Origin of the sequence: Streptomyces sp. NPDC020917 (assembly GCF_044333795.1) — a bacterium.
Taxonomy (GTDB): Bacteria; Actinomycetota; Actinomycetes; order Streptomycetales; family Streptomycetaceae; genus Actinacidiphila.
The window spans coordinates 643,259-664,967 of the sequence record NZ_JBIRRR010000002.1 but is presented as its reverse complement, the minus strand read 5'-3'; the positions used below and the strand labels follow the sequence as shown (position 1 = coordinate 664,967).

Here is a 21,709-nt window from a genome sequence, read left to right as displayed (position 1 = left end):
TCCCCAGGCTATGAGCACACCGCAGGGGCCCCAGGACCCCCGTATCCCGCATCAGGGCGCCGCCACACCCCCGGTCGAACCGCAGCAGCACCAACAGCCGCAGCAGGCGCAGCAGCCGGCCCCGCAGCAGCAAGCCGCGCAGCCGCAGGCACCCCAACCGCCGCAGGCGCAGCAGCAGGCCCCGCAGCAGCAGGCCCCGCAGCAACAGGCCCCGCAGCAACAGCAGCAGCCCTACGGGGGCTACGGCTACCCGCAGGGCCAGTACCAGCCGTCCGCCCAGCAGCAGCCCCAGCCGCAGCAGGCGCAGCCCCCGCTGCAGAGCGGCTACCCGTACGAGGTGCGGCCCGGCTTCCCGGAGCCGCGTCCCTACGTGCCCAGCCCCAATGAGCCCGACTGGTCGGCGATGGCGGACCGCCAGGAGGCCGACCGCAAGCGCAAGCGGCGGATGAGGGTCGTCATCGCCTCCGTCGTCGTCCTGGCCGTGGCCGCGGCCGGCACGGTGGTCGCCCTGACCCTGGGCGGCAAGAAGGGCGGCGGGGACGCCGTCGCCGACGACACGACGCAGAGCGCGACCCCGTCGGCGAGCGCCTCCGCCAGCACGTCGGCGAGCCCCTCGCCGAGCGGCTCGCCCACGCCCAGCGGCGGCCAGGCGACGCCGACCCTGCAGGGCAGCGACCTGTTCGCGGCGACGTCGCTGCCGGTCAACGGCCAGAAGTTCGACCGCAAGATGACCTCGCACGCGACCCCGTGCTGGAAGGGCACCCAGGGCGGCCTCGGCCCGGGCCTGGACCACAACCAGTGCTCGCAGATCGTGCTCGCCACCTACGTGTCCGGCAAGGACGCGGTGACCGTGGGCGTGCTCGTCTTCCCGACGCCCGCCCAGGCCACGGCGGTGAACAGCGACTTCAAGGGCACGCTGAGCCCCCTCACCGGGAAGGCCGGCATCCCGAAGAACTTCTGCGCCAAGGTCCCCTGCGCGGTGACCCACGCCGTCCACGGCCGGTACCTGTACACCACCATCGCCGGGCCCAACTCCGGTACCGCGGGCGACAAGGACACCGACGCGATCGCCGCCGGCCAGGGAATTGCCGCCTACGCGCTCTCCCGCCTGCTCGAAATGCACTGAGAACAAGCGGAGTTCGGAAATTGAATGCCGAACTCCGCTTTTCTGCCTCCATATTCCCCTCACAGGGCGCGCATACCGCGCTCACATATCACGTGAACGACCGGTAAGTTTGCGGGCGTGTTAACGGCGGCTGTCGAACATGTCAACAGATTCACGATCGCCGGGGAAATCGCCCGCCTTCCCTGCGGTCGTCACCGCTGCGAGGCCAGGGAATCCGCTTACTTTCGGCGTCCGACGCCGAGCCCGTCGTGCCGAGAAGCGCGCGCCTTCCGCTTGCGCGGTGACCGGCCGCTAGTCGCCGAGCCCGGACCCCGCGTCGGCCGGCACCGCGTCTGCCGGTACCGGGTCGGCCGCGGGAATCGCGTCCGCGGCGCCGCGGAGGGCGTCGAGGACGGGGTGCAGCAGGGGGTGCTCCTCGGAGCCGCGGCGCACCGCGGCGAACACCCGGCGGGTGGCGACGACGCCGTCGACCGGCCGCACCGCGGCCTGGGACAGGTCCATGTCGCGCAGCGCCGAGCGCGGCACCAGGGCCACGCCGGCCCCGGCGGCGGCCAGCGTCACGACCGCGCGGAAGTCGTCGGAGAAGTGCTCCAGGCGCGGCTGGAAGCCGGCGTACTCGCAGGCCAGGACCATCACGTCATGGCAGGGGTTGCCGGCGTAGGGGCCGACCCACGGGTCCTCGGCGAGCGCCGCGACCGGCACCGTCTCGGCCTTCGCGAGCGGGTGGGTGCGCGGCAGGACCGCGTCGAACGGCTCGGCGTACAGCGGGACGCGCAGCAGCCGCCGGTCGTCGGGGCTCGGCGCGCCCCGGTACTCGACCGCCACCGCGATGTCGGCCCGGCCCTGCAGCACCATCGGCAGGCTCTCGTCGCCCTCCGCGTCGCGCACCTTCACCCGGATCCCCGGGGAGGCGGTGCGCAGCGCGGCGATCGCCGGGGCGAGCACCACGGCGATCCCGGTCGCGAACGCCGCGACCGTCACCTCGCCCGCCGCACCCGAGGTGTACGCGGCGATCTCCGCCTCGGCACGCGTGAGTTCGGCGAGGACCGCGCTGGCATGGCTGAGCAGGATCTCGCCGACGGGCGTCAGCCGCACACCCCGCTTGTCGCGCTCCAGGACCTTGTGGCCGGTCTCCTGCTCCAGCGAGGCGATCTGCTGGGAGACCGCCGAGGGCGTCAGATACAGCGCGGCGGCTGCCGCGGTGACCGTCCCGTGGTCGGCGACGGCCTGCAGGGTGCGCAGCCGCCGTGCATCGATCACCCGTTCATCCTGCCAGATCCGCCCGAGCGGCGACGAATGCCGCGACCGCGCGGTCGACGTCCTCGGTGGAGTGGGCCGCGGACAGCTGGACCCGGATCCGGGCCTGCCCCTGCGGGACGACGGGGTACGAGAACCCGACCGCGTAGACGCCGCGCTCCAGCAGCAGCTCGGCGAGCCGGCCGGCCACGGCCGCGTCCCCGATCATGACCGGGACGATGGGGTGGTCGCCGGGCAGGATGTCGAAGCCCTCCTCGGCCATCCGGGACCGGAACCTGGCGGTGTTCGCCACCAGCCGGGTCCGCAGGTCGCCGGCGGACTCCAGCAGGTCGAGCACCTTCAGCGAGGCGGCCGCGATCACCGGGGCGAGGGTGTTGGAGAACAGGTAGGGGCGGGAGCGCTGCCGCAGCAGGGCGACGATCTCGGCGCGGGCGGCCACGTAGCCGCCGGAGGCGCCGCCGAGCGCCTTGCCGAGGGTGCCGGTGAGGATGTCCACCCGGTCCATGACGCCGTGCAGCTCCGGGGTGCCGCGGCCGCCGGGGCCGACGAAGCCGACGGCGTGCGAGTCGTCGACCATCACCATGGCGCCGAAGCGCTCCGCCACGTCGCAGATCTCGGCGAGCGGGGCCACGTGGCCGTCCATGGAGAAGACGCCGTCGGTGACCACCAGCATGCGGCGGGCGCCGCCGTCCGCGGCCTCCTTGAGCTTGGCCTCCAGGTCGGCCATGTCGCGGTTGGCGTACCGGAAGCGGCGCGCCTTGGACAGCCGGATGCCGTCGATGATCGACGCGTGGTTGAGGGCGTCGGAGATCACCGCGTCCTCGGCCTCCAGCAGCGTCTCGAAGACACCGCCGTTGGCGTCGAAGCAGGAGGAGTACAGGATCGTGTCCTCCTGGCCGAGGAACGCCGACAGGCGCTGCTCCAGCTCCTTGTGCACCTCCTGCGTGCCGCAGATGAAGCGCACCGACGCCATGCCGTAGCCCCAGCGGTCCAGCGCCTCGTGGGCCGCCGCGACCACCTCGGGGTGGTCGGCCAGGCCGAGGTAGTTGTTGGCGCAGAAGTTGAGCACCTCGCCCGGGCGCCCGCCCGTGGTCACGGTGACGGTCGCGGACTGCGGGCTGCCGATGACCCGCTCGGGCTTGTGCAGTCCGGCGTCCCGGATGCCGTCGAGGGTGCTGCGCAGGTCCGCGCGGACGGTGTCGAACATGGAGGGGCTCCCTGGGGTCGTGGTCAGCGGACGGGCGGCGGTGCGGGGGGATGGCGTGCGGGCGGGCTGCGGTACGGACGGCGGCGTCCGCGTGGGGACGTGCGCGTGGCGGCGGGGCCGGGCGGGCCGGCCGCTGGGCGCGGGCCGGCCGGAGCCGAGGCGTCGGGTCCGGTGGGTCAGGCCGTCCAGTCCAGGATGACCTTGCCGCCGCGGCCGCCCGCCGCGTCGGCGAACGCGGCCTCGTGCTCGCGGTAGTCGTACCGGCCGGTGATCACCGGGCTCAGGTCGAGGCCGCCCTCCAGCAGCACCGACATCGCGTACCAGGTCTCGAACATCTCGCGCCCGTACACGCCCTTGATGGTCAGCATGGACGTGACGATCCGGGACCAGTCGACCGGGAACTCCTCGGACGGCAGGCCCAGCATGGCGATCCGGCCGCCGTTGGTGAGGTTGGCGACGAGGTCGCGCATCGCCTCGGGGCGCCCGGACATCTCCAGGCCGATGTCGAAGCCCTCGCGCAGGCCGAGCGTGCGCTGGCCCTCGGCCACCGTGGTCTCCGCCACGTTCAGCGCCAGGCTCACGCCGATCTTGCGGGCCAGCTCCAGGCGCTCCTCGCTGACGTCGGTGATGACGACGTTGCGGGCGCCCGCGTGCCGGGCCACCGCGGCGGCCATCAGGCCGATCGGCCCGGCCCCGGTGATCAGCACGTCCTCGCCGACGATCGGGAACGACAGCGCGGTGTGCACGGCGTTGCCGAACGGGTCGAAGATCGCGGCCACGTCCAGGTCGACCGGGACCTTGTGCACCCACACGTTGGTGGCGGGCAGCGCCACGAACTCGGCGAACGCGCCGTCGCGGCCCACGCCCAGGCCCACCGTGGCCCGGCACATGTGGCGGCGGCCGGCCAGGCAGTTGCGGCACTTGCCGCAGACCAGGTGGCCCTCGCCGCTGACCCGGTCGCCGACCACGATGTCGCTGACGTCGCGGCCGATCGCGACGACCTCGCCGACGAACTCGTGGCCGACCACCAGCGGGGTGGCGATCGCCTGCTGGGCCCAGCCGTCCCAGGCACTGATGTGCAGGTCGGTGCCGCAGATACCGGTCCTGAGGACCTTGATCAGCACGTCTGCCGGGCCGATCTCCGGCTCGGGCACGTCCATGAGCCGCAGACCGGGCTCCGCCTTCTCCTTGACCAGCGCTTTCACCGACGAGTCTCCTGACGAGAGGGGCGTGCCCGGGGCGGTACGGGGGGATATGAGCCGGGCGGCACCACCCTGCCTCGGGTCCGGGATCCCGTCCATCGATGATTTCTTAAACCGGGCATTAGGGTGGCTTCACGCCGGGCCCGGGCGGGGCCGGCCGGGGCCGGGCAGTGGCGCAGGTCACGCGGCCGCGGGGGTCACACCGGTCACCGAGGCGGCGGCACGGCAGCCGGGGTCACAGCGCGGACCCGGACGTCACTCCGGCGGTCGCGGTCCTGCGGGTGGTCGGGACGGTCCGGGCGGTCGGGGCGGTCCGGGCGGTCGGGGCGGTCGGGGCGGCTTCGACCGGGCGGGTGCCCTCCTCGGCGTGGCGGGCGGGGCGGCGCTGGGCACGCCCGCCGCCAGGTCGGTGAACGCCGCGGCCGGATCGCCGGCGAGCCCCGCCGGCTTGAGCGTCCCGTCGGCACGCCGGTCGAGCCCCTTCTCCCGGGGCGGGTTGACGGCCAGGGCCAGGGCCAGCGCCTCCAGGACCGACTCGGGGATGTCGCCGCCCGCCCGCCCGCAGTCCGCGGACGAACCGCTCGAACTCCGCGGCCTGTTCGGGCAGCCGCAGGAAGCCGGTCTGCCCGCTCGCGTCCGAGGCGTCGTCGCCGAGGTGTGAGTCCCGCCCCGCGGGCGGTATTTCGGTGGCAGGGCGCCGCGGTTTCATGGCGTGTTCACGCCGTATCCAAGGAGGCGCGGGACCCTGGCGGGTGCCCGTTACCGGCTGGTAATACAGCGGGTAACGCTCGTTCACGCCACAGGACGCCCTCACCCCACAGGAGACCCTGGCATGCGCTCACCCAGCCGACGCCGCTTCCTCACCGGCGCCTCCGCCACCGCCGCGGCCGCCGCGATGTCGCTGCTCGACAGCAGGTACGCCTCCGCCGCCTCGCGGGACCGCGCGCTGGCCGCGACGGCCGCGCGTGCCGTGCGGGTCGAGGGCACCACGCTGGAGCAGGTCGCCGCCGCGACCGGCACCGGCGGCTACCGCCGGCTGGCGGCAGGACCCGGGTGGCCGGTGGTGGTGCGCACCGAACTGGCGGCGGCCGGCGCGGCACGCGACACGGCGCGCACCGGCCTGGCGTCCTTCGTGCAGTTCACCGACCTGCACCTGGCCGACACCGAGTCGCCGGTGCGGTTCGAGTACCTCGCCCAGTACATCGACTCCGCGCACCGGCCGCAGGAGGCGCTCACCGTGCGCGGCGCCTCCTCGCTCGTGGAGCGCGTCAACTCCCTTCCCGGCGGCCCCTACACGGGCCTTCCGTTCTCCCTGGTGATGGCGACCGGCGACAACACCGACAACCACGAGCAGGTCGAACTCGACTGGTACCTCTCGGTGATGAGCGGCGGCCGGATCACCCCGAACACCGGTGACGCCGCGCGCTACGAGGGCGTGCAGAACTCCGGCTCCGCGGCGTACTGGAACCCCGAGTCCTCCTTCCAGGACACCTACAAGAAGGCCGGGTTCCCGCAGGTGCCCGGGTTCCTCGCGGCGGCCGGCTCCGCGTTCACCGCGCCGGGCCTGCGCACCCCCTGGTACACCACGGTCGGCAACCACGACGACTCCATCGAGGGCACGCTGCCCGACCTCGGGCTGCTGGGCTCCCTCTACACCGGCAGCAGCAAGATCGAGGGCGTGGACGACGCGACCGCCGCCAAGCTCGCCGACGCGATCCAGCACAACCCGGCAGCCGCGGTGACGCTGCTCGGGCAGTTGCTGGCGGGCGGCGCGCCGATCCGGCACGTCACCTCGGACGAGCGGCGGGCGCCGTTCACGCCCAAGCAGTTCGCGCAGGCGCACCTGGACCCGGCGCACACCGGGCCGGGCCCGTTCGGCCACGGCTTCACCTCGGCCATGGCCTCCAGCGGCAAGCTGTACTACACGTTCAAGATCTCCGACGGCGTGCTCGGGATCAGCCTGGACACCACCAACCGGGCTGGCTGGGCTGACGGTTCGATCGGCACCGCGCAGCTCAAGTGGCTGGAGTCGGTGCTGCAGTCGTACAGCACCCACTGGTACGACACCGACGGCAACGTCGTCCGGCGCGGCTCCCAGGACCAGTTGATCGTGCTGTTCAGCCACCACACCAGCACGACGATGGGCAACACGCTGCCCGACCCGTACAACCTGTTCGAGGGCCGGCACACCGGAGGCGAGCTGGTCACGCTGCTGCAGCGCTACCCCAACGTCGTCGCCTGGGTGAACGGCCACACCCACGCCAACCAGATCAGCGCGCACGGCCACGCCGTCCCCGAGCGGGCCTTCTGGGAGGTCAACACCGCCTCGCACGTGGACTTCCCGCAGCACGCGCGGCTCCTGGAGATCGCCGACAACGGCGACGGCACCCTCTCCCTCTTCACCACCCTCGTCGAGTCCGCCGCCCCCTACGCCACCGACTTCGCCAACACCTCCGACGCCGGACTGGCCGCCCTCTACCGCGAGTTGTCCTTCAACGACCTCTACGCCACCCCCGCGGCGAAGCTCGGCGCCGCCCCCGACCACAACACCGAACTCCTGCTGCCCAAGCCCTTCTGACTCCCCGCCCGCGGACCCGCCCCGACCTCAACCGGGTCCGGGCGGGTCCCCGCGGGCCGGGGAAGGCTTAGCCTGGGCGGAGGAGAAGGGGGGCGCCGGTGCTCGCGGTCGTACGGCGATTCTGCGAAGTGCGGTGGGTGACGCGCGTCGCGCCCAAGGTGGTGCCGCGGGTCGACCTACTGGCGCACCGGCTGACCGGCGGCCGGGTGGTGCCGACCCGGCTGTTCATGCGGACCGTCGTGGTGACCTCCACCGGTCACCGCTCCGGCCTGCCCCGCAGCAACCCGCTGGTCGCGCACCGCGACGCGGACGGCTCGTTCCTCGTCGTCGCCTCCAACTTCGGCCAGCGGCACGACCCCGCCTGGGTCGCCAACCTCACCGCGCACCCCGAGGCCACCGTCGTCTGGCGCGCCCGCACCATCCCCGTCCGCGCCCGCCGCCTCACCCCCGAGGAGAAGGCCGCCGCCCGCCCCGACATCCTGCGCGTCCTCCCCATGTACGACACCTACGCCCACCGCGCCGCCCGCGACCTCCCCGTCTTCCGCCTCACCCCAGTCCCCGCACCACCCGCACAGGGCTGAACCCCCGCCCACCAAGAGGTTGCCGGCCGGGATCAGGGTGCTGGCCCTGGGAGCGTTCCGGTCGTCGTCGTACTCGGTCCTGCCGATGCGTCTCCTCCTGTTCCGGCGTCCGGGGTCGAGCGCCGGCCCGCACGGCGTCGAAGCGGCGAGCGCTGCCGCCGAACGCAGCCGCCGAACCACCCACCTGACGTGGCCACTTGGGGTGAGCGAACCGGGCCGGCACCGGCCCGCGGCGGCGAGCCGCGGTCCATGCGGGCGCCACCGCGCCGCCGGTCAGGAAGGGGACACCTGAAGGCGGGCCGCGTGGGGGGTGGCGGAAAGGACGTGGACGGTGAGGTCGTTGAGGGTGAGGTGGCTGCCGGGGCTGCCGCTGGACTGGAGATGGGTGCCGCCGGTGTCCGCGGCGATGCCCACGCCGTTCGCGCCGACCGACGTCACCCGGAAGGACGAGAAGCCGAAGCGGTGCGGGTCCACGGCGACGGTGACGGGATGCGTCACGGTGATCGTGCACGAGCCGTCGTAGCAGGACGCCGCACTGTCACCCGCCGGCCGCCTCGCGGCCGTCGTGGTGCGCACCGGACTCGGGGGCGCGCTCGGCGTCGCGCGCACCGTCGGAGACGCGCTCGGGGACGCCGCGGCGGTGCTCCCACCCGGGGTGGCGTGTCCCGTCTTCACGGACGCGGCGGGGTTCGGCGGGCCCGGGTGAGGCGTGCCGGACGTGCGGTCGGCGGACGGCGTGCACCCGGTGAGGAAGGCGGCGGCGGCCAGTCCGGCCACCGCGAGGACCCAGCGGGACCGGCAGGGTTTCGTCATGGGGAGACTCCGGTTTCAGGAGGCGGACCTGCTGCTGCCCCCTGTCTAGCGGCACCGCCCACGGAGGCGTCCCGAAACGGCCTCCGGGCCCCCCTGACGGCGGACAGGCGGACCTTCCAGGTCTGATACGCTGAGCCCGCGACGTCGATCCGCCCGATGTGATCATCCGGTCACTCCGCGGCAGTGAATATCGGTACGGAGCACGCGAGACGGTGTGTAAGAATTGTCTCGCACAAAGCAAGGTCCTGTGGAGCAGTTTGGAGTGCTCGCCACCCTGTCAAGGTGGAGGCCGCGGGTTCAAATCCCGTCAGGACCGCTGCGGCTGGGTAGCTCAGTTGGTACGAGCGACCGCCTGAAAAGCGGTAGGTCGCCGGTTCGACCCCGGCCCCAGCCACCGCACGACGAAGGGTCCGTCCCCCAGGGGACGGGCCCTTCGTCGTTGCCCCGTCGACGTGGCCGCGCCGGCGTCCCGCCCCTCACCGCCCTCCCGGGTGCCGGTGCCGCCACCCCCAGAACACCGCCGTCGACACCGCCGCCCACGCCGCCAGCACCAGGAACGGGAACGCGTGCTGGCTGCCGCCGAAGTAGACCGCGGTGTGCTGCGCGTTCACCGACGCCCCCGGCGGCAGCCAGCGGCCGATGAACCCGAGCAGCGACGGCAGCAGCGGCCAGGACACCGCACCGCCCGACGACGGATTGCCGAGCAGCACCATCAGCCCCCAGGTCGGCAGCATCGCCCACCGGCCGACCAGGGTGTTGAACATCGTGAAGACCATGCCGGAGGTGAACATGGTGAACACCAGGATCGCCCAGGACTCCGCGAACGGCAGGCGCAGCGCCCCCAGTCCCCAGTCCACGACCGCGGCGATCGCGAACCCGCCGAGCATGGCGTAGGCGAGGATGAACGCGATCCGCTCCGGCGGGTTCAGCGCCCGGGCGTGCACGCTGAGCTGGATGGCGCCGACGAAGCCGAGGATCACCGCGGCCAGCGAGATGTAGAAGATCGCCAGACCACGCGGATCGCCCTTCTGCAGCGGCTTGATGTCCTGGACGGTGATGGGCACGCCGATCGACGCCCCCACCTTCGGCGCGGTCTCGGCCAGCAGCTGGGCGACGCTCGCGCCCGACGCGGAGGAGACGTACAGCCGCGGGTTCGGGGCGGGGCCCGGTTCCTGGAGGATCGCGAAGACCTGCTGCGCCTCGACGGCGTCCGCCGCGGACGCGTAGTCGGGATAGGAGTGCAGGACCAGCGACGCACCCAGCGCCTGCTCCATCCCCGCGACGAACCGCGCCCGCTGGAACTGGGACATCGGCACCCCGGTGACCGCGGTCGGGATGTGCCGCGGGGTGGGGTTGGCCATGGCGTACGTGTAGGACCCGGCGAACAGGCCGGCCGCCGCGGCGATCAGCAGCACCAGCACGCACGCCGGGAGGAACGGGGACCTCCGGAACGCCGTCCAGAAGCCGGGAGCGGCGTCCGCACTGTCCATGCGGCCCACGCTAGGCGGCACAGAACCGGCATTCCCGGTGAAATGACCCACCCGGGCCACAGCGGGCCGAGCCCGGGTGAAATGCGTTCGCCGGGCCTCGGCACCGGATGCGATGCTGGAGGGCGTATGTCTACCCAACCCTCCACCGCCGAGCTGGCCGCTCGGCTGCCCGCGCTCATGCTGCGCGACGAGCAGCGCCTGGGCCGCCGGCTCGACGGCGCCCGCAAGATCCGCAAGCCGGAGGCGCGGGCCGCCGTCATCGCCGAGATCGGCACCGAGATCGACCGCGCCGAGCAGCGGATAGCCGCGCGGGCCGCCGCCGTGCCCGCGATCAGCTATCCCGAGGCGCTGCCGGTCAGCCAGAAGAAGGACGACATCCTGGCCGCGGTCCGCGACCACCAGGTGGTGATCGTCGCGGGCGAGACGGGGTCGGGCAAGACCACCCAGATCCCGAAGATCTGCCTGGAGCTGGGCCGCGGGCTGCGCGGCCGGATCGGCCACACCCAGCCCCGCCGGATCGCCGCCCGCACGGTCGCCGAGCGGGTCGCCGAGGAGCTGCGGACGCCGCTGGGCGAAGCGGTCGGCTGGAAGGTCCGGTTCACCGACCAGGTGGGCGACTCCACGCTCGTGAAGCTGATGACCGACGGCATCCTGCTGGCGGAGATCCAGACCGACCGCGAGCTGCGCGCCTACGACACGCTGATCATCGACGAGGCGCACGAGCGCAGCCTCAACATCGACTTCCTCCTCGGCTACCTGGCGCAGCTGCTGCCGCGGCGCCCCGACCTGAAGGTCGTCATCACCTCGGCGACCATCGACCCCGAGCGCTTCTCCCGGCACTTCGGCAACGCGCCGATCGTCGAGGTCAGCGGCCGTACGTACCCGGTGGAGGTGCGGTACCGGCCGCTGCTGGAGGAGGACTCCGAGGACAGCGACCGCGACCAGGTCACCGCGATCTGCGACGCGGTGGACGAACTGCAGGCCGAGGGGCCCGGCGACGTCCTGGTCTTCCTGTCCGGGGAGCGGGAGATCCGCGACACCGCGGACGCCCTGAACAAGCGGAACCTCCGTTTCACCGAGGTGCTGCCGCTGTACGCGCGGCTGTCCTCGGCGGAGCAGCACCGGGTCTTCCAGCGGCCGGGCGGCAACGCGACCCGCCGCATCGTGCTGGCCACCAACGTCGCCGAGACGTCGCTGACCGTGCCCGGCATCAAGTACGTCGTCGATCCGGGCACCGCCCGCATCTCGCGCTACAGCCACCGCACGAAGGTGCAGCGGCTGCCGATCGAGCGGATCAGCCAGGCCAGCGCCAACCAGCGCAAGGGCCGCTGCGGGCGCACCTCGGACGGCATCTGCATCCGGCTGTACGACGAGGACGACTTCCTGTCCCGCCCGGAGTTCACCGACCCCGAGATCCTGCGCACGAACCTGGCGTCGGTCATCCTGCAGATGACCGCGGCCGGCCTGGGCGACATCGCCAGGTTCCCGTTCATCGACCCGCCGGACAGCCGCAACATCAAGGACGGCATCCAGCTCCTGGAGGAGCTGGGCGCGCTCGACGCCGCGCAGAAGGACCCGCGCCGGCGGCTGACGGACACCGGACGCAAGCTCTCCCAGCTGCCGGTCGACCCGCGGCTGGCCCGGATGGTGCTGGAGGCCGACCGCAACGACTGCGTGCGCGAGGTGATGGTGATCGCCGCCGCGCTGTCCATCCAGGACCCGCGCGAGCGCCCCTCGGACAAGCAGCAGCAGGCCGACCAGCAGCACGCCAGGTTCCGCGACGAGACCAGCGACTTCCTGGCGTTCCTGAACCTGTGGGAGTACGTCCGCGAGCAGCAGAAGGCGCTGTCGTCGTCGGCGTTCCGCCGGATGTGCCGCGCGGAGTTCCTCAACTACCTGCGGATCCGCGAGTGGCAGGACATCTACAGCCAGTTGCGCACCGTGGCCCGCCAACTGGGCTTCGACACCTCGGAGTCCGCGCACGGCGACGCCGTCGACCCGCAGCGCGTCCATGTCTCGCTGCTGGCCGGCCTGCTGTCGCACGTGGGCCTGAAGGACGCCGCGGGCGAGGGCGGCAAGGGCGCCAAGAACGAGTATCTGGGCGCGCGCAGCGCGAAGTTCGCGGTGTTCCCCGGCTCGGCGCTGTTCAAGAAGCCGCCGCGCTGGATCATGTCGGCGGAGCTGGTGGAGACCTCCCGGCTGTGGGCGCGGGTCAACGCCAGGATCGAGCCCGAGTGGGTCGAGCCGCTCGCCGCGCACCTGGTCAAACGCACCTACAGCGAGCCGCACTGGGAGAAGGACCAGGCCGCGGTCATGGCGTACGAGAAGGTGACGCTGTACGGCGTCCCGCTGGTCGCCCAGCGCAAGGTGAACTACGGGCGGATCGACCCCGAGGTCTCGCGCGAACTGTTCATCCGCAACGCCTTGGTGGAGGGCGACTGGCGGACCCACCACCGGTTCTTCCACGACAACCGCAAGCTGCTGGGCGAGGTCGAGGAGCTGGAGCACCGGGCCCGCCGCCGCGACATCCTCGTCGACGACGAGACGCTCTACGACTTCTACGACGCGCGGCTGCCCGAACACGTGGTGTCCGGCGCCCACTTCGACTCGTGGTGGAAGCACAAGCACCGCGAGGAACCCGAGTTGCTCGACTTCGAGCACTCCATGCTGATCAACGAGAACGCGGAGGCGGTCACCAAGGCCGACTACCCGGACTCCTGGCGGCAGGGGGCGCTGAAGTTCCGGGTGACCTACCAGTTCGAGCCGGGTGCGGACGCGGACGGCGTCACCGTGCACATCCCGCTGCAGGTCCTCAACCAGGTCACCGCCGACGGCTTCGACTGGCAGATCCCCGGCCTGCGCGAGGACGTCGTCACCGAGCTGATCCGCTCGCTGCCCAAGCCGATCCGCCGCCACTACGTGCCCGCCCCCAACTACGCGAAGGCGTTCCTGGAGCGGGCCGTGGCCGGGCCCGATGCGCTGCCGGCCGTGCTCGCCCGGGAGCTCCAGCGCAGGGTGGGCGTCCCGGTGACCGCGGAGGACTTCGACCTGGCGAAGGTGCCCGACCACCTGAAGATCACCTTCCGGGTGGTCGACGAGCGGCGCCGCAAGATCGCCGAGGACAAGGACCTGGACGCGCTGAAGCTGCGGCTGAAGCCGAAGACGCGCGAGGCGATCACCAAGGCCTTCGAGAAGGCCGCCGACCCCGCCCTGGGGTCCGTGGAGCAGCGCACCGGCCTGAAGGACTGGACGGTCGGCGCGCTGCCGCGCACCTTCCAGACGCGGCGTGCGGGCCAGCCGGTCAAGGCGTATCCGGCGCTGGTGGACGAGGGTGCCTCGGTGGCGGTGCGGCTGTTCGACACGGAGGCCGAGCAGGCCGCCGCGATGTGGCGCGGCACCCGCCGGCTGATCCTGCTGAACGTCCCGGTGAACCCGGCGAAGTTCGCCGCGGACACCCTGTCGAACCAGCAGAAGCTCGCCCTGTCCCGGAACCCGCACGGCAGCGTCCAGGCCCTCTTCGAGGACTGCGCGACCGCCGCGGCGGACCGGCTGATCGCCGACCACGGCGGCCCGGCGTGGGACGAGGAGTCGTACCGCAAGCTGTTCGACGCGGTGCGTGCCGACCTCGTCGAGCTGACCTCCCGCAGCGTGCAGCGCGTCCAGCAGGTGCTGGCCGCCTGGCAGTCCTGCGAGCGGCGGCTGAAGGACACCACGAGCCTGGCGCTGGTCGCCAACCTCCAGGACGTCAAGGAGCAGCTGGCGGCCCTGGTGCACCCCGGTTTCGTCACCGAGACGGGCCTGAAGCGGCTGCCGGACCTGATGCGCTACCTGGTGGCCGTCGACCGCCGTCTGCAGCAGATGCCGACGGGGGTGCAACGGGACGCAACCCGGATGGAGAAGGTCAGGGAGATCCAGACCGAGTACGCCGAACTGCTGGCCGCCCAGCCGAAGGGGCGTCCGGTGCCGGGCGCGATCCGCGACATCCGCTGGATGATCGAGGAGCTGCGGGTCAGCTACTTCGCGCACGCCCTGGGCACGGCCTTCCCCGTCTCCGACAAGCGGATCTTCAAGGCGCTGGACGAGGGTTGGGCGGTCACCCGCACCTGACGCGGACGGGGTTTCGGGCCGCTCCCGCTGCCCGGTGACTCAGTTCGACCGCACCCCCTGACCTGCTGTACAGTCTGTCTCGCAGCCGCGGGCAACACGCCGGGGCGGCCGCGACACCAGGTCCTGTGGAGCAGTTTGGAGTGCTCGCCACCCTGTCAAGGTGGAGGCCGCGGGTTCAAATCCCGTCAGGACCGCACGAGTTTTCTCAGAGGGCCCGGATCCGTCAAGGATCCGGGCCCTCTTGCGTGTGCCGCCCCGCGGGTTGTGCCGCCGGTCACGCCAACTCCCCCTGCGTGTGCCACGCGTCACGGGCCGGGCCTCTTCCGCGCCGTCAAACCCCATGATCCGTACGGGCGTTCATTACCTCACTCCGAGCAAGATCCACAAGTGTCTCCCGTGTGACGGGAGTCACGTCAAGTCGTTTGAAAAGTCGGGAACCTGACCCCTTCGGCAGGGCCCTCGATAGAATATGTGCAATGGCACCCCATCTCGCAGGAGCCCCCAAGACCCCACAGACCCCCTCGGTTCCCACCGGCCGGCACCCCGGAACACCCCCTGAGGGCACGAAAAAGGACCGCATCGGACCCGGCGGAGTCCGATGCGGTCCTGGTGGAACCAGGTACATCCGTGATGCTGTCGTGCTCCCCGGCAGCGCTCCCGTTGGGGGCGGAAGGCCGCGAGGTCGGGCGACGTATGGGGTGGGGGCCCCGTTAGCCGCCCAAATGGGCTGTCAGGCCTCGCTGCGCTGCTGCGGAATGCCCGCGAGCAACGCACGGACCTCCGCCTCGCGGTAACGGCGGTGCCCGCCGAGCGTCCGAATGGACGTCAGCTTGCCGGCCTTGGCCCAGCGCGTGACCGTCTTGGGGTCGACGCGGAACATGGTCGCGACCTCGGCAGGGGTAAGCAACGGCTCGGCATCAGGGGTGCGAGCGGTCATGAGCGGCCTCCTCGAGAGAACCGAACCAACGCGGTTCTTTCCTCTAAATTCTGCACCTTGACCCACGTTGCCCGATATGGGCGACGCGGGCCGAGTCGGTAATAGGACGAACGGCTTGTCCTCGGCACTACAACTACACCATCCGTCCAGCCGCGTCGGCCAAACCGATGGATTTGCCCTCTCAGGTGTTGAACCTCGACGGAAGCCGATGGACCATGCCATAGCGGACAGTCACACCAACGTGACGATCAGTCACAGCACAACCACCTGCAACATCCCCACCTTCGAAACGAGCCCGAGGCGGACCCGATGTCCCATTTTGGCATGACAGATGGTGATGCAGGCAAGAGTCCGGTTACGTGCTCTGCGTCACGCTTGGGCCAATACCGCCATCTCTGACGACGGATGGCAAGCGGAGAGGCCCAAGAGACACGAGGAGACAACACAGCACACACAAGTCCTTCACAGACGCACCTGTCCGGACATGTGAGCCCCGCCACCCGGAGTCGCGGCGGTGGTCCGTCAGTTGGAGAACTGAAGCTCCCGCACCGCCCGCCACCGGTCGGTCAGCCGCTCGTAGGCGACGCCGGCCGCCGTCGAGTCGCCCTCGCGCAGGGCCGCCAGACCCTCCGCGACGTCGGCCGCAGAGCGGTCCTCGGCCAGCCGGTCCGGTCCGAGGGCGTGCACCAGCCCGCCGTAGTCGAGTTCGACCAGTGAACGCGGATGGAACTCTTCCAGCCAACGGCCGACATCGATCAGCCCGTCGATCAACGGGCTCTCCTCCAGGGCGTCCTTGAGCACCCGCAGGGTCCGCGCCACCCGCCGCCGCGCCTGCACCATCGGCGTGCGGTAGCGCAGCAGCGGCTCCTTCGACTCCCCGGCGCCCGCCGGCTCGTACTCCCGCTCGTCGTCGCCGACCAGGGCGAACCAGCGCATCGGGACGTGCCAGATCGCGGTGCGGATCCACGGCCGGGCGTCGGGGTTCCGATCCCGCCACGCCTCGTGGTCGGCCGCCGCCTGGCGGCGCACCACCGGCGGCAGCATCGCGTCGAGCACCGGCTCGGGCACCAGGTCGCCGGCGTGCTCCAGGGCCAGCCAGCCGCGCAGCCGGGTCCGCCAGGGGCAGATGTGCGTCACCCCGCCGACCACGGCCACGAAGGCGTCCCGGCTCTCGTGCACCGGGACGGCGATCGGCGGCACCGGCACCAGGTCGGCCAGGGACTGCCGCAGCTCGTCCTGTGCGGTGCGCACAGTGCCCGCCGCGGCGTAGCGGTACCAGTGGGTCCGTTCGGGCTCGGGAAAGGCCGCCAGGGGCTCGTACACGCGCAGGTATGCCGCGTACGGGACCACAACCGGTGAACCGCCCACACCCGCTCCCTCGCCGCCCGCAGAGCCGACCGGCCGGCCCTCGGTGCGGCCGGCACCTCGATCGTCCCACGCGGCCCGTCGCCCCGGAGGTGATCCCGGCCACTGCGCCCGTGCGCCCCCGCCGTGGCCTGATACGCCCTCTTGCCCGGCCGGATCGATGCCCGTGCCGGGCTCCGGAGGGCCTACGCTGAGCCCATCAAGCCTCCCGCCACCCGTACGGGGGGCGTGAGCCCCATGACCCACCACGCACTGGGATCGACTGGACTATGGGAGTCACCACCGTGACTGACGTACGACAGACCTCACCCTCGAACGAAGGCGTCCTCGCCAAGCTGTTCCGATCGGAGCAGGGCGGGCACGAGCAGGTCGTCCTCTGCCAGGACCGCGCTTCCGGCCTGAAGGCCGTGATCGCCCTCCACTCGACCGCCCTGGGCCCTGCCCTCGGCGGCACCCGCTTCTTCCCCTACGCCTCCGACGAGGAGGCCGTGGAGGACGCGCTCAACCTCGCCCGCGGCATGTCGTACAAGAACGCGCTCGCCGGGCTCGACCTCGGCGGCGGCAAGGCGGTGATCATCGGCGACCCGGACACCCTGAAGTCCGAGGAGCTGCTGCTCGCCTACGGCCGCTGCGTCGCCTCGCTCGGCGGTCGCTACGTCACCGCCTGCGACGTCGGCACCTACGTGGCCGACATGGACGTCATCGCCCGGGAGAACCGCTGGACCACCGGCCGCTCCCCGGAGAACGGCGGCGCAGGCGACTCCTCCGTGCTCACCGCCTTCGGCGTGTTCCAGGGCATGCGGGCCGCCGCGAAGTCCCAGTGGGGCGACGCGACGCTCAAGGGCCGCAGGGTCGGCGTGGCCGGCGTCGGCAAGGTGGGCCACCACCTCGTCGAGCACCTGCTGGACGACGGCGCCGAGGTCGTGATCACCGATGTACGCGCCGAGGCCGTCGACCGGATCACCTCCCGTCACCCGCAGGTCACCGCGGTCAGTGACGCTGAGGTCCTGGTCCGCACCCCGCTCGACGTGTACGCCCCCTGCGCGCTCGGCCACGCGCTGGACGACGCGACGGTGGGCGCGCTGACCGCCACCGTCGTGTGCGGCGCGGCCAACAACCAGCTCGCCCACCCGGGCGTGGAGAAGGATCTCGCCGACCGCGGCATCCTCTACGCCCCGGACTACGTGGTGAACGCCGGCGGCGTGATCCAGGTCGCCGACGAGCTGCACGGCTTCGACTTCGAGCGCGCCAAGGCCAAGGCCACCCGGATCTACGACACGACGCTGGCCATCTTCGCCCGCGCCAAGGCCGACGGCGTGCCGCCGGCCGTCGCCGCCGACCGGCTCGCCGAGCAGCGGATGGCCGAGCGGACTCCCGCCGCGGAGTGGCTGCGCCCCACCGGGGAGTGACCGCGGGCCCAGGGCCGAGGTCGTCCCGACCCGGTACTTTTCGCCGGTCGAGGTCTGGACCACTGACGCGGATCGGTGATCGTCCGGTGACGCTGGGCGGCATCGTGTGACTGCGGTTGCCGCGGGGTCGTGAGAGGCGTTTCGACGCCCTCGCGGCCCCGCGGCGTGACCGAGAGCACGGACCGATAGCAAGTTCGCGCTAGAAGAAGGTAAAATCGGTCCTGACCAGGAAGGACAGGGCCGCCAATGGCCCCTGTTCCGACGCGCGTCGTGCGGGCGACGTACCGTGCGGCGTCGGAAGCAGGTACCGTTGAGGCCCTACGGACCGGTCTCTCCCCGGGAGACCGCTCCGATTCATGAACGCGTGTCAAGACTCGGGGCCGTCGAGCCCCGCCGTTGAGGGGGTCGAGCCATGGGGCGCGGCCGGGCCAAGGCCAAGCAGACGAAGGTCGCCCGCCAGCTGAAGTACAACAGCGGCGGCACGGATCTCTCACGTCTGGCCGAAGAGCTGGGCGCATCGTCGACGAGGCCGGTTAACGCCGAGCCGGTCGAGGACGATGACGACGAGATCGAAGACGACCCGTACGCTCAGTACGCGGATCTGTACAACGACGACGAGGACGACGAGGACGAGGACGAGTCCCAGTCCTCCTCGCAACGCCGTCGCGCTTGACGCTGCTCGCACGCTGACCCGGTCCGGACCGCCCGGACCGGGTTTCGTCGTCGCGTCGGCGCCGGGTCGCCCCGGGCCTGCCGGTCCGCGGACCCCGGTCGACGGTCACCGCGCGTAGTCGCCCACCAGTTCCACGGCGGCTGCGCCGCTTTCGCGTGCCGTGATCTCGCCGGCCACCCAGGCCCCGGCGCCGCGGTCGGCGAGCACCGTCAGCGCGACCTCGACGGACTCCTGCGGCACCACGGCGATCATGCCGACGCCCATGTTCAGCGTCCGCTCCAGCTCCAGGCGCTCCACCCCGCCCAGCTCGCCGACCGTGGTGAACACCGGGCCCGGCGTCCACGTCGAGCGGTCCACGGTGGCGTGCAGGCCCTCGGGGACGACCCGGGCCAGGTTGGCGGCCAGGCCGCCGCCGGTGATGTGCGAGAAGGCGTGCACCTCGGTGGTGCGGGCCAGTGCCAGGCAGTCCAGCGAGTAGATCCGGGTCGGTTCCAGCAGCTCCTCGCCGAGGGTCCGGCCGAACTCCGGCACCTGCCGGTCCAGCTCCCAGCCGGCCCGGTCGAAGACGACGTGGCGGACCAGGCTGTACCCGTTGGAGTGAAGCCCGGACGACTCGATGGCGATCACCGCGTCACCCGTCCGGATACGATCCGCGCCGAGCAGCCCGTCCGCCTCGACCACGCCCGTGCCGGCGCCCGCGACGTCGAACTCGTCCGCGCCGAGCAGGCCCGGGTGCTCCGCGGTCTCGCCGCCGACGAGAGCGCAGCCGGCCAGCACGCAGCCCTCGGCGATGCCCTTGACGATCGCGGCGACCCGCTCGGGGTGGACCTTGCCGACGCAGATGTAGTCGGTCATGAACAGCGGCTCGGCGCCGCACACCACCAGGTCGTCCACGACCATGCCGACCAGGTCGTGGCCGATGGTGTCGTAGACGCCCATCCGGCGGGCGATGTCGACCTTGGTCCCGACGCCGTCGGTCGCCGAGGCGAGCAGCGGGCGCTCGTAGCGCTTGAGGGCGGAGGCGTCGAAGAGCCCGGCGAAGCCGCCGATGCCGCCGACCACCTCGGGGCGGGTGGCCTTGCGCACCCACTCCTTCATCAGCGTGACGGCGCGGTCGCCCGCCTCGATGTCGACGCCGGCGGCGGCGTAGCTGGCACCGGTTGTCTCAGACATGGCTGGCACTTTCGTGTCGGGTTGCTGCGGGGGCTGGGGGGTGCGGCCTGCGGGCGCCGGGCGGGTGCACGGGAGCGGTACGGCGGCGGGTCACGGCCTGCGCAGGGCGTCGGCGGCGTCGGCGCCACCGGCCAGCTCGACCTCCAGCAGCTGCTTGCCCAGCAGCTCGGGGTCGGGCAGGTCCATCGGGTACTCGCCGTCGAAGCAGGCACGGCACAGGTTGGGCTTGGCGATGGTGGTCGCCTCGACCATGGCGTCGATGGAGATGTACGCGAGCGAGTCGGCGCCCAGCGAGGTGCCGATCTCCTCCACGCTCATCCCGTTGGCGATCAGCTCGGCGCGGGTGGCGAAGTCGATGCCGAAGAAGCACGGCCACTTCACCGGCGGCGAGGAGATCCGCACGTGGACCTCGGCGGCGCCCGCCTCGCGCAGCATCCGCACCAGCGCCCGCTGGGTGTTGCCGCGGACGATCGAGTCGTCCACGACCACCAGGCGCTTGCCCCGGATGACTTCCTTGAGCGGGTTGAGCTTGAGCCGGATGCCGAGCTGGCGGATGGTCTGCGAGGGCTGGATGAAGGTCCGGCCGACGTAGGAGTTCTTCACCAGGCCGGAGCCGTAGGGGATGCCGCTGGCCTCGGCGTAGCCGACGGCGGCCGGGGTGCCGGACTCCGGCGTCGGTATCACCAGGTCGGCCTCGACCGGCGCCTCCTTGGCGAGCCGGCGGCCCATCTCGACCCGCGACAGGTAGACGTTGCGGCCGGCGATGTCGGTGTCCGGGCGGGCCAGGTACACGTACTCGAAGACGCAGCCCTTGGGCCGGGCCTCGGCGAAGCGGGAGGTGCGCAGCCCGTTCTCGTCGATGGCGATCAGCTCGCCGGGCTCGATCTCGCGCACGAAGCTCGCGCCGCAGATGTCCAGTGCCGCGCTCTCCGAGGCGACCACCCAGCCGCGCTCCAGCCGGCCCAGCACCAGCGGGCGGATGCCCTGCGGGTCGCGGGCCGCGTAGAGCGTGTGCTCGTCCATGTAGACCAGGCTGAACGCGCCCTTGACCTTCGGCAGCACGCGCGCGGCGGCGTCCTCGACGGACAGCGGGGTGCCGTCGTCGTCGGTCTGCCCGGCCAGCAGCGCGGTGATCAGGTCGGTGTCGTTGGTCGCGGCGACCTTGGTGGCCCGGCCCGGGCCCTGCGGCAGCGCGGCGACCAGTTCGGCCAGCTCGGCGGTGTTGACGAGGTTGCCGTTGTGGCCGAGCGCGATCGAGCCGTGCGCGGTGGCACGGAAGGTCGGCTGGGCGTTCTCCCACACGGACGCGCCGGTGGTCGAGTAGCGGGCGTGACCGACGGCGATGTGGCCGGTCAGGGAACCGAGTGAGGTCTCGTCGAAGACCTGGGACACCAGTCCCATGTCCTTGAAGACCAGGATCTGGGAGCCGTTGCTCACTGCGATGCCCGCGGACTCCTGTCCGCGGTGCTGCAGGGCGTACAGCCCGAAATAGGTGAGTTTGGCGACCTCTTCACCGGGAGCCCAGACACCGAAAACGCCGCAGGCGTCCTGGGGGCCCTTCTCACCGGGGAGCAGGTCGTGGCTGAGTCGTCCGTCACCACGAGGCACGATGACGAGTCTAGGGCAGGATTGCCCATCGTCCGAACGAGGGATCCTCGGATGACCTGGGTCTATGCGCGTAGTGCCTTGTGGCGCAACGGATGTGACGTTGGTCGGGGCGGGGCCGGGAGGCCGGCCGCAGCACCGGATCGCCGATCATGGCCCCCGTTTCGGCAGCCGGCCCGCGGTGGC

General features: G+C 71.9%; 15 protein-coding genes and 3 tRNA genes. 9 read left to right on the top strand and 9 right to left on the bottom strand.

Translation table 11 applies throughout. The annotated features are described in order from the left end of the window. Window positions 1-10: 10 nt before the first annotated feature. Window positions 11-1,126: a hypothetical protein gene (locus tag ACH4TG_RS07070; protein WP_398241112.1), complete on the top strand. Its 1,116-nt coding sequence runs from the start codon at window positions 11-13 to the stop codon at window positions 1,124-1,126. 291 nt (window positions 1,127-1,417) lie between these two features. Here ACH4TG_RS07070 and ACH4TG_RS07065 read toward each other — a convergent pair whose 3' ends face one another. From ACH4TG_RS07065 to tdh, 3 genes are all read right to left on the bottom strand, one after another. Continuing rightward, entirely contained in the window at window positions 1,418-2,386 is a 969-nt protein-coding gene (locus tag ACH4TG_RS07065) for a LysR family transcriptional regulator (protein ID WP_398241111.1), read from the bottom strand. 4 nt (window positions 2,387-2,390) lie between these two features. Then, the gene (locus ACH4TG_RS07060) at window positions 2,391-3,590 is read right to left on the bottom strand and encodes a glycine C-acetyltransferase (protein WP_398241110.1); all 1,200 of its coding nucleotides are present in this window, start codon (window positions 3,588-3,590) and stop codon (window positions 2,391-2,393) included. A gap of 176 nt (window positions 3,591-3,766) precedes the next feature. Continuing rightward, window positions 3,767-4,795: an L-threonine 3-dehydrogenase gene (gene tdh / locus ACH4TG_RS07055; protein ID WP_398241109.1), complete on the bottom strand. Its 1,029-nt coding sequence runs from the start codon at window positions 4,793-4,795 to the stop codon at window positions 3,767-3,769. Window positions 4,796-5,624: 829 nt separating this feature from the next. On the opposite strand from tdh, the gene ACH4TG_RS07050 reads away from it, so the two are divergent. Next, window positions 5,625-7,370, top strand: a complete 1,746-nt coding sequence (locus tag ACH4TG_RS07050) for a TIGR03767 family metallophosphoesterase (protein ID WP_398241108.1) — start codon at window positions 5,625-5,627, stop codon at window positions 7,368-7,370. A gap of 137 nt (window positions 7,371-7,507) precedes the next feature. Continuing rightward, a complete protein-coding gene (locus tag ACH4TG_RS07045) occupies window positions 7,508-7,951 on the top strand; it encodes a nitroreductase family deazaflavin-dependent oxidoreductase (protein WP_398241107.1) in 444 nt (147 codons plus the stop codon). A gap of 273 nt (window positions 7,952-8,224) precedes the next feature. Here the strand turns inward: ACH4TG_RS07045 and ACH4TG_RS07040 are convergent, their stop codons facing one another. Next, a complete protein-coding gene (locus ACH4TG_RS07040; RefSeq protein ID WP_398241106.1) occupies window positions 8,225-8,764 on the bottom strand; it encodes a hypothetical protein in 540 nt (179 codons plus the stop codon). Window positions 8,765-9,005: 241 nt separating this feature from the next. On the opposite strand from ACH4TG_RS07040, the gene ACH4TG_RS07035 reads away from it, so the two are divergent. Further along, a tRNA-Asp gene (locus ACH4TG_RS07035) sits at window positions 9,006-9,080 on the top strand. A 4-nt stretch (window positions 9,081-9,084) separates the two neighbouring features. After that, window positions 9,085-9,158: transfer RNA gene (locus tag ACH4TG_RS07030), tRNA-Phe, on the top strand. Window positions 9,159-9,240: 82 nt separating this feature from the next. On the opposite strand, the gene ACH4TG_RS07025 is transcribed toward ACH4TG_RS07030, so the two are convergent. Next, window positions 9,241-10,254, bottom strand: a complete 1,014-nt coding sequence (locus ACH4TG_RS07025; protein ID WP_398241105.1) for an ABC transporter permease — start codon at window positions 10,252-10,254, stop codon at window positions 9,241-9,243. A 126-nt stretch (window positions 10,255-10,380) separates the two neighbouring features. Here ACH4TG_RS07025 and hrpA point away from each other — a divergent pair, with 126 nt between their 5' ends. Together hrpA and ACH4TG_RS07015 are read left to right on the top strand one after the other, a co-directional pair. After that, complete coding sequence (gene hrpA / locus ACH4TG_RS07020) at window positions 10,381-14,361, top strand: ATP-dependent RNA helicase HrpA (RefSeq protein ID WP_398241104.1); 3,981 nt, start codon at window positions 10,381-10,383, stop codon at window positions 14,359-14,361. A gap of 119 nt (window positions 14,362-14,480) precedes the next feature. Further along, window positions 14,481-14,555 (top strand) — tRNA-Asp (locus ACH4TG_RS07015). Window positions 14,556-15,091: 536 nt separating this feature from the next. Here the strand turns inward: ACH4TG_RS07015 and bldC are convergent. Together bldC and ACH4TG_RS07005 are read right to left on the bottom strand one after the other, a co-directional pair. Continuing rightward, window positions 15,092-15,298 carry a developmental transcriptional regulator BldC gene (gene bldC, locus ACH4TG_RS07010; protein WP_003949541.1) on the bottom strand — a complete coding sequence of 69 codons (207 nt, stop codon included), beginning with the start codon at window positions 15,296-15,298 and terminating at the stop codon, window positions 15,092-15,094. 522 nt (window positions 15,299-15,820) lie between these two features. After that, entirely contained in the window at window positions 15,821-16,666 is an 846-nt protein-coding gene (locus ACH4TG_RS07005; RefSeq protein ID WP_398241103.1) for a hypothetical protein, read from the bottom strand. Between the two features lie 266 nt (window positions 16,667-16,932). Here ACH4TG_RS07005 and ACH4TG_RS07000 point away from each other — a divergent pair, with 266 nt between their 5' ends. Beyond that, complete coding sequence (locus ACH4TG_RS07000) at window positions 16,933-18,072, top strand: Leu/Phe/Val dehydrogenase (RefSeq protein ID WP_398241102.1); 1,140 nt, start codon at window positions 16,933-16,935, stop codon at window positions 18,070-18,072. Window positions 18,073-18,484: 412 nt separating this feature from the next. Then, entirely contained in the window at window positions 18,485-18,745 is a 261-nt protein-coding gene (locus ACH4TG_RS06995) for a DUF3073 domain-containing protein (protein ID WP_398241101.1), read from the top strand. A 105-nt stretch (window positions 18,746-18,850) separates the two neighbouring features. Here ACH4TG_RS06995 and purM read toward each other — a convergent pair whose 3' ends face one another. Together purM and purF are read right to left on the bottom strand one after the other, a co-directional pair. Beyond that, window positions 18,851-19,918, bottom strand: a complete 1,068-nt coding sequence (gene purM / locus ACH4TG_RS06990; protein WP_398241100.1) for a phosphoribosylformylglycinamidine cyclo-ligase — start codon at window positions 19,916-19,918, stop codon at window positions 18,851-18,853. Between the two features lie 90 nt (window positions 19,919-20,008). Beyond that, on the bottom strand, window positions 20,009-21,526 hold the full coding sequence (purF, locus tag ACH4TG_RS06985) for an amidophosphoribosyltransferase (protein WP_398241099.1): 1,518 nt from the start codon (window positions 21,524-21,526) through the stop codon (window positions 20,009-20,011). Window positions 21,527-21,709 lie beyond the last annotated feature (183 nt).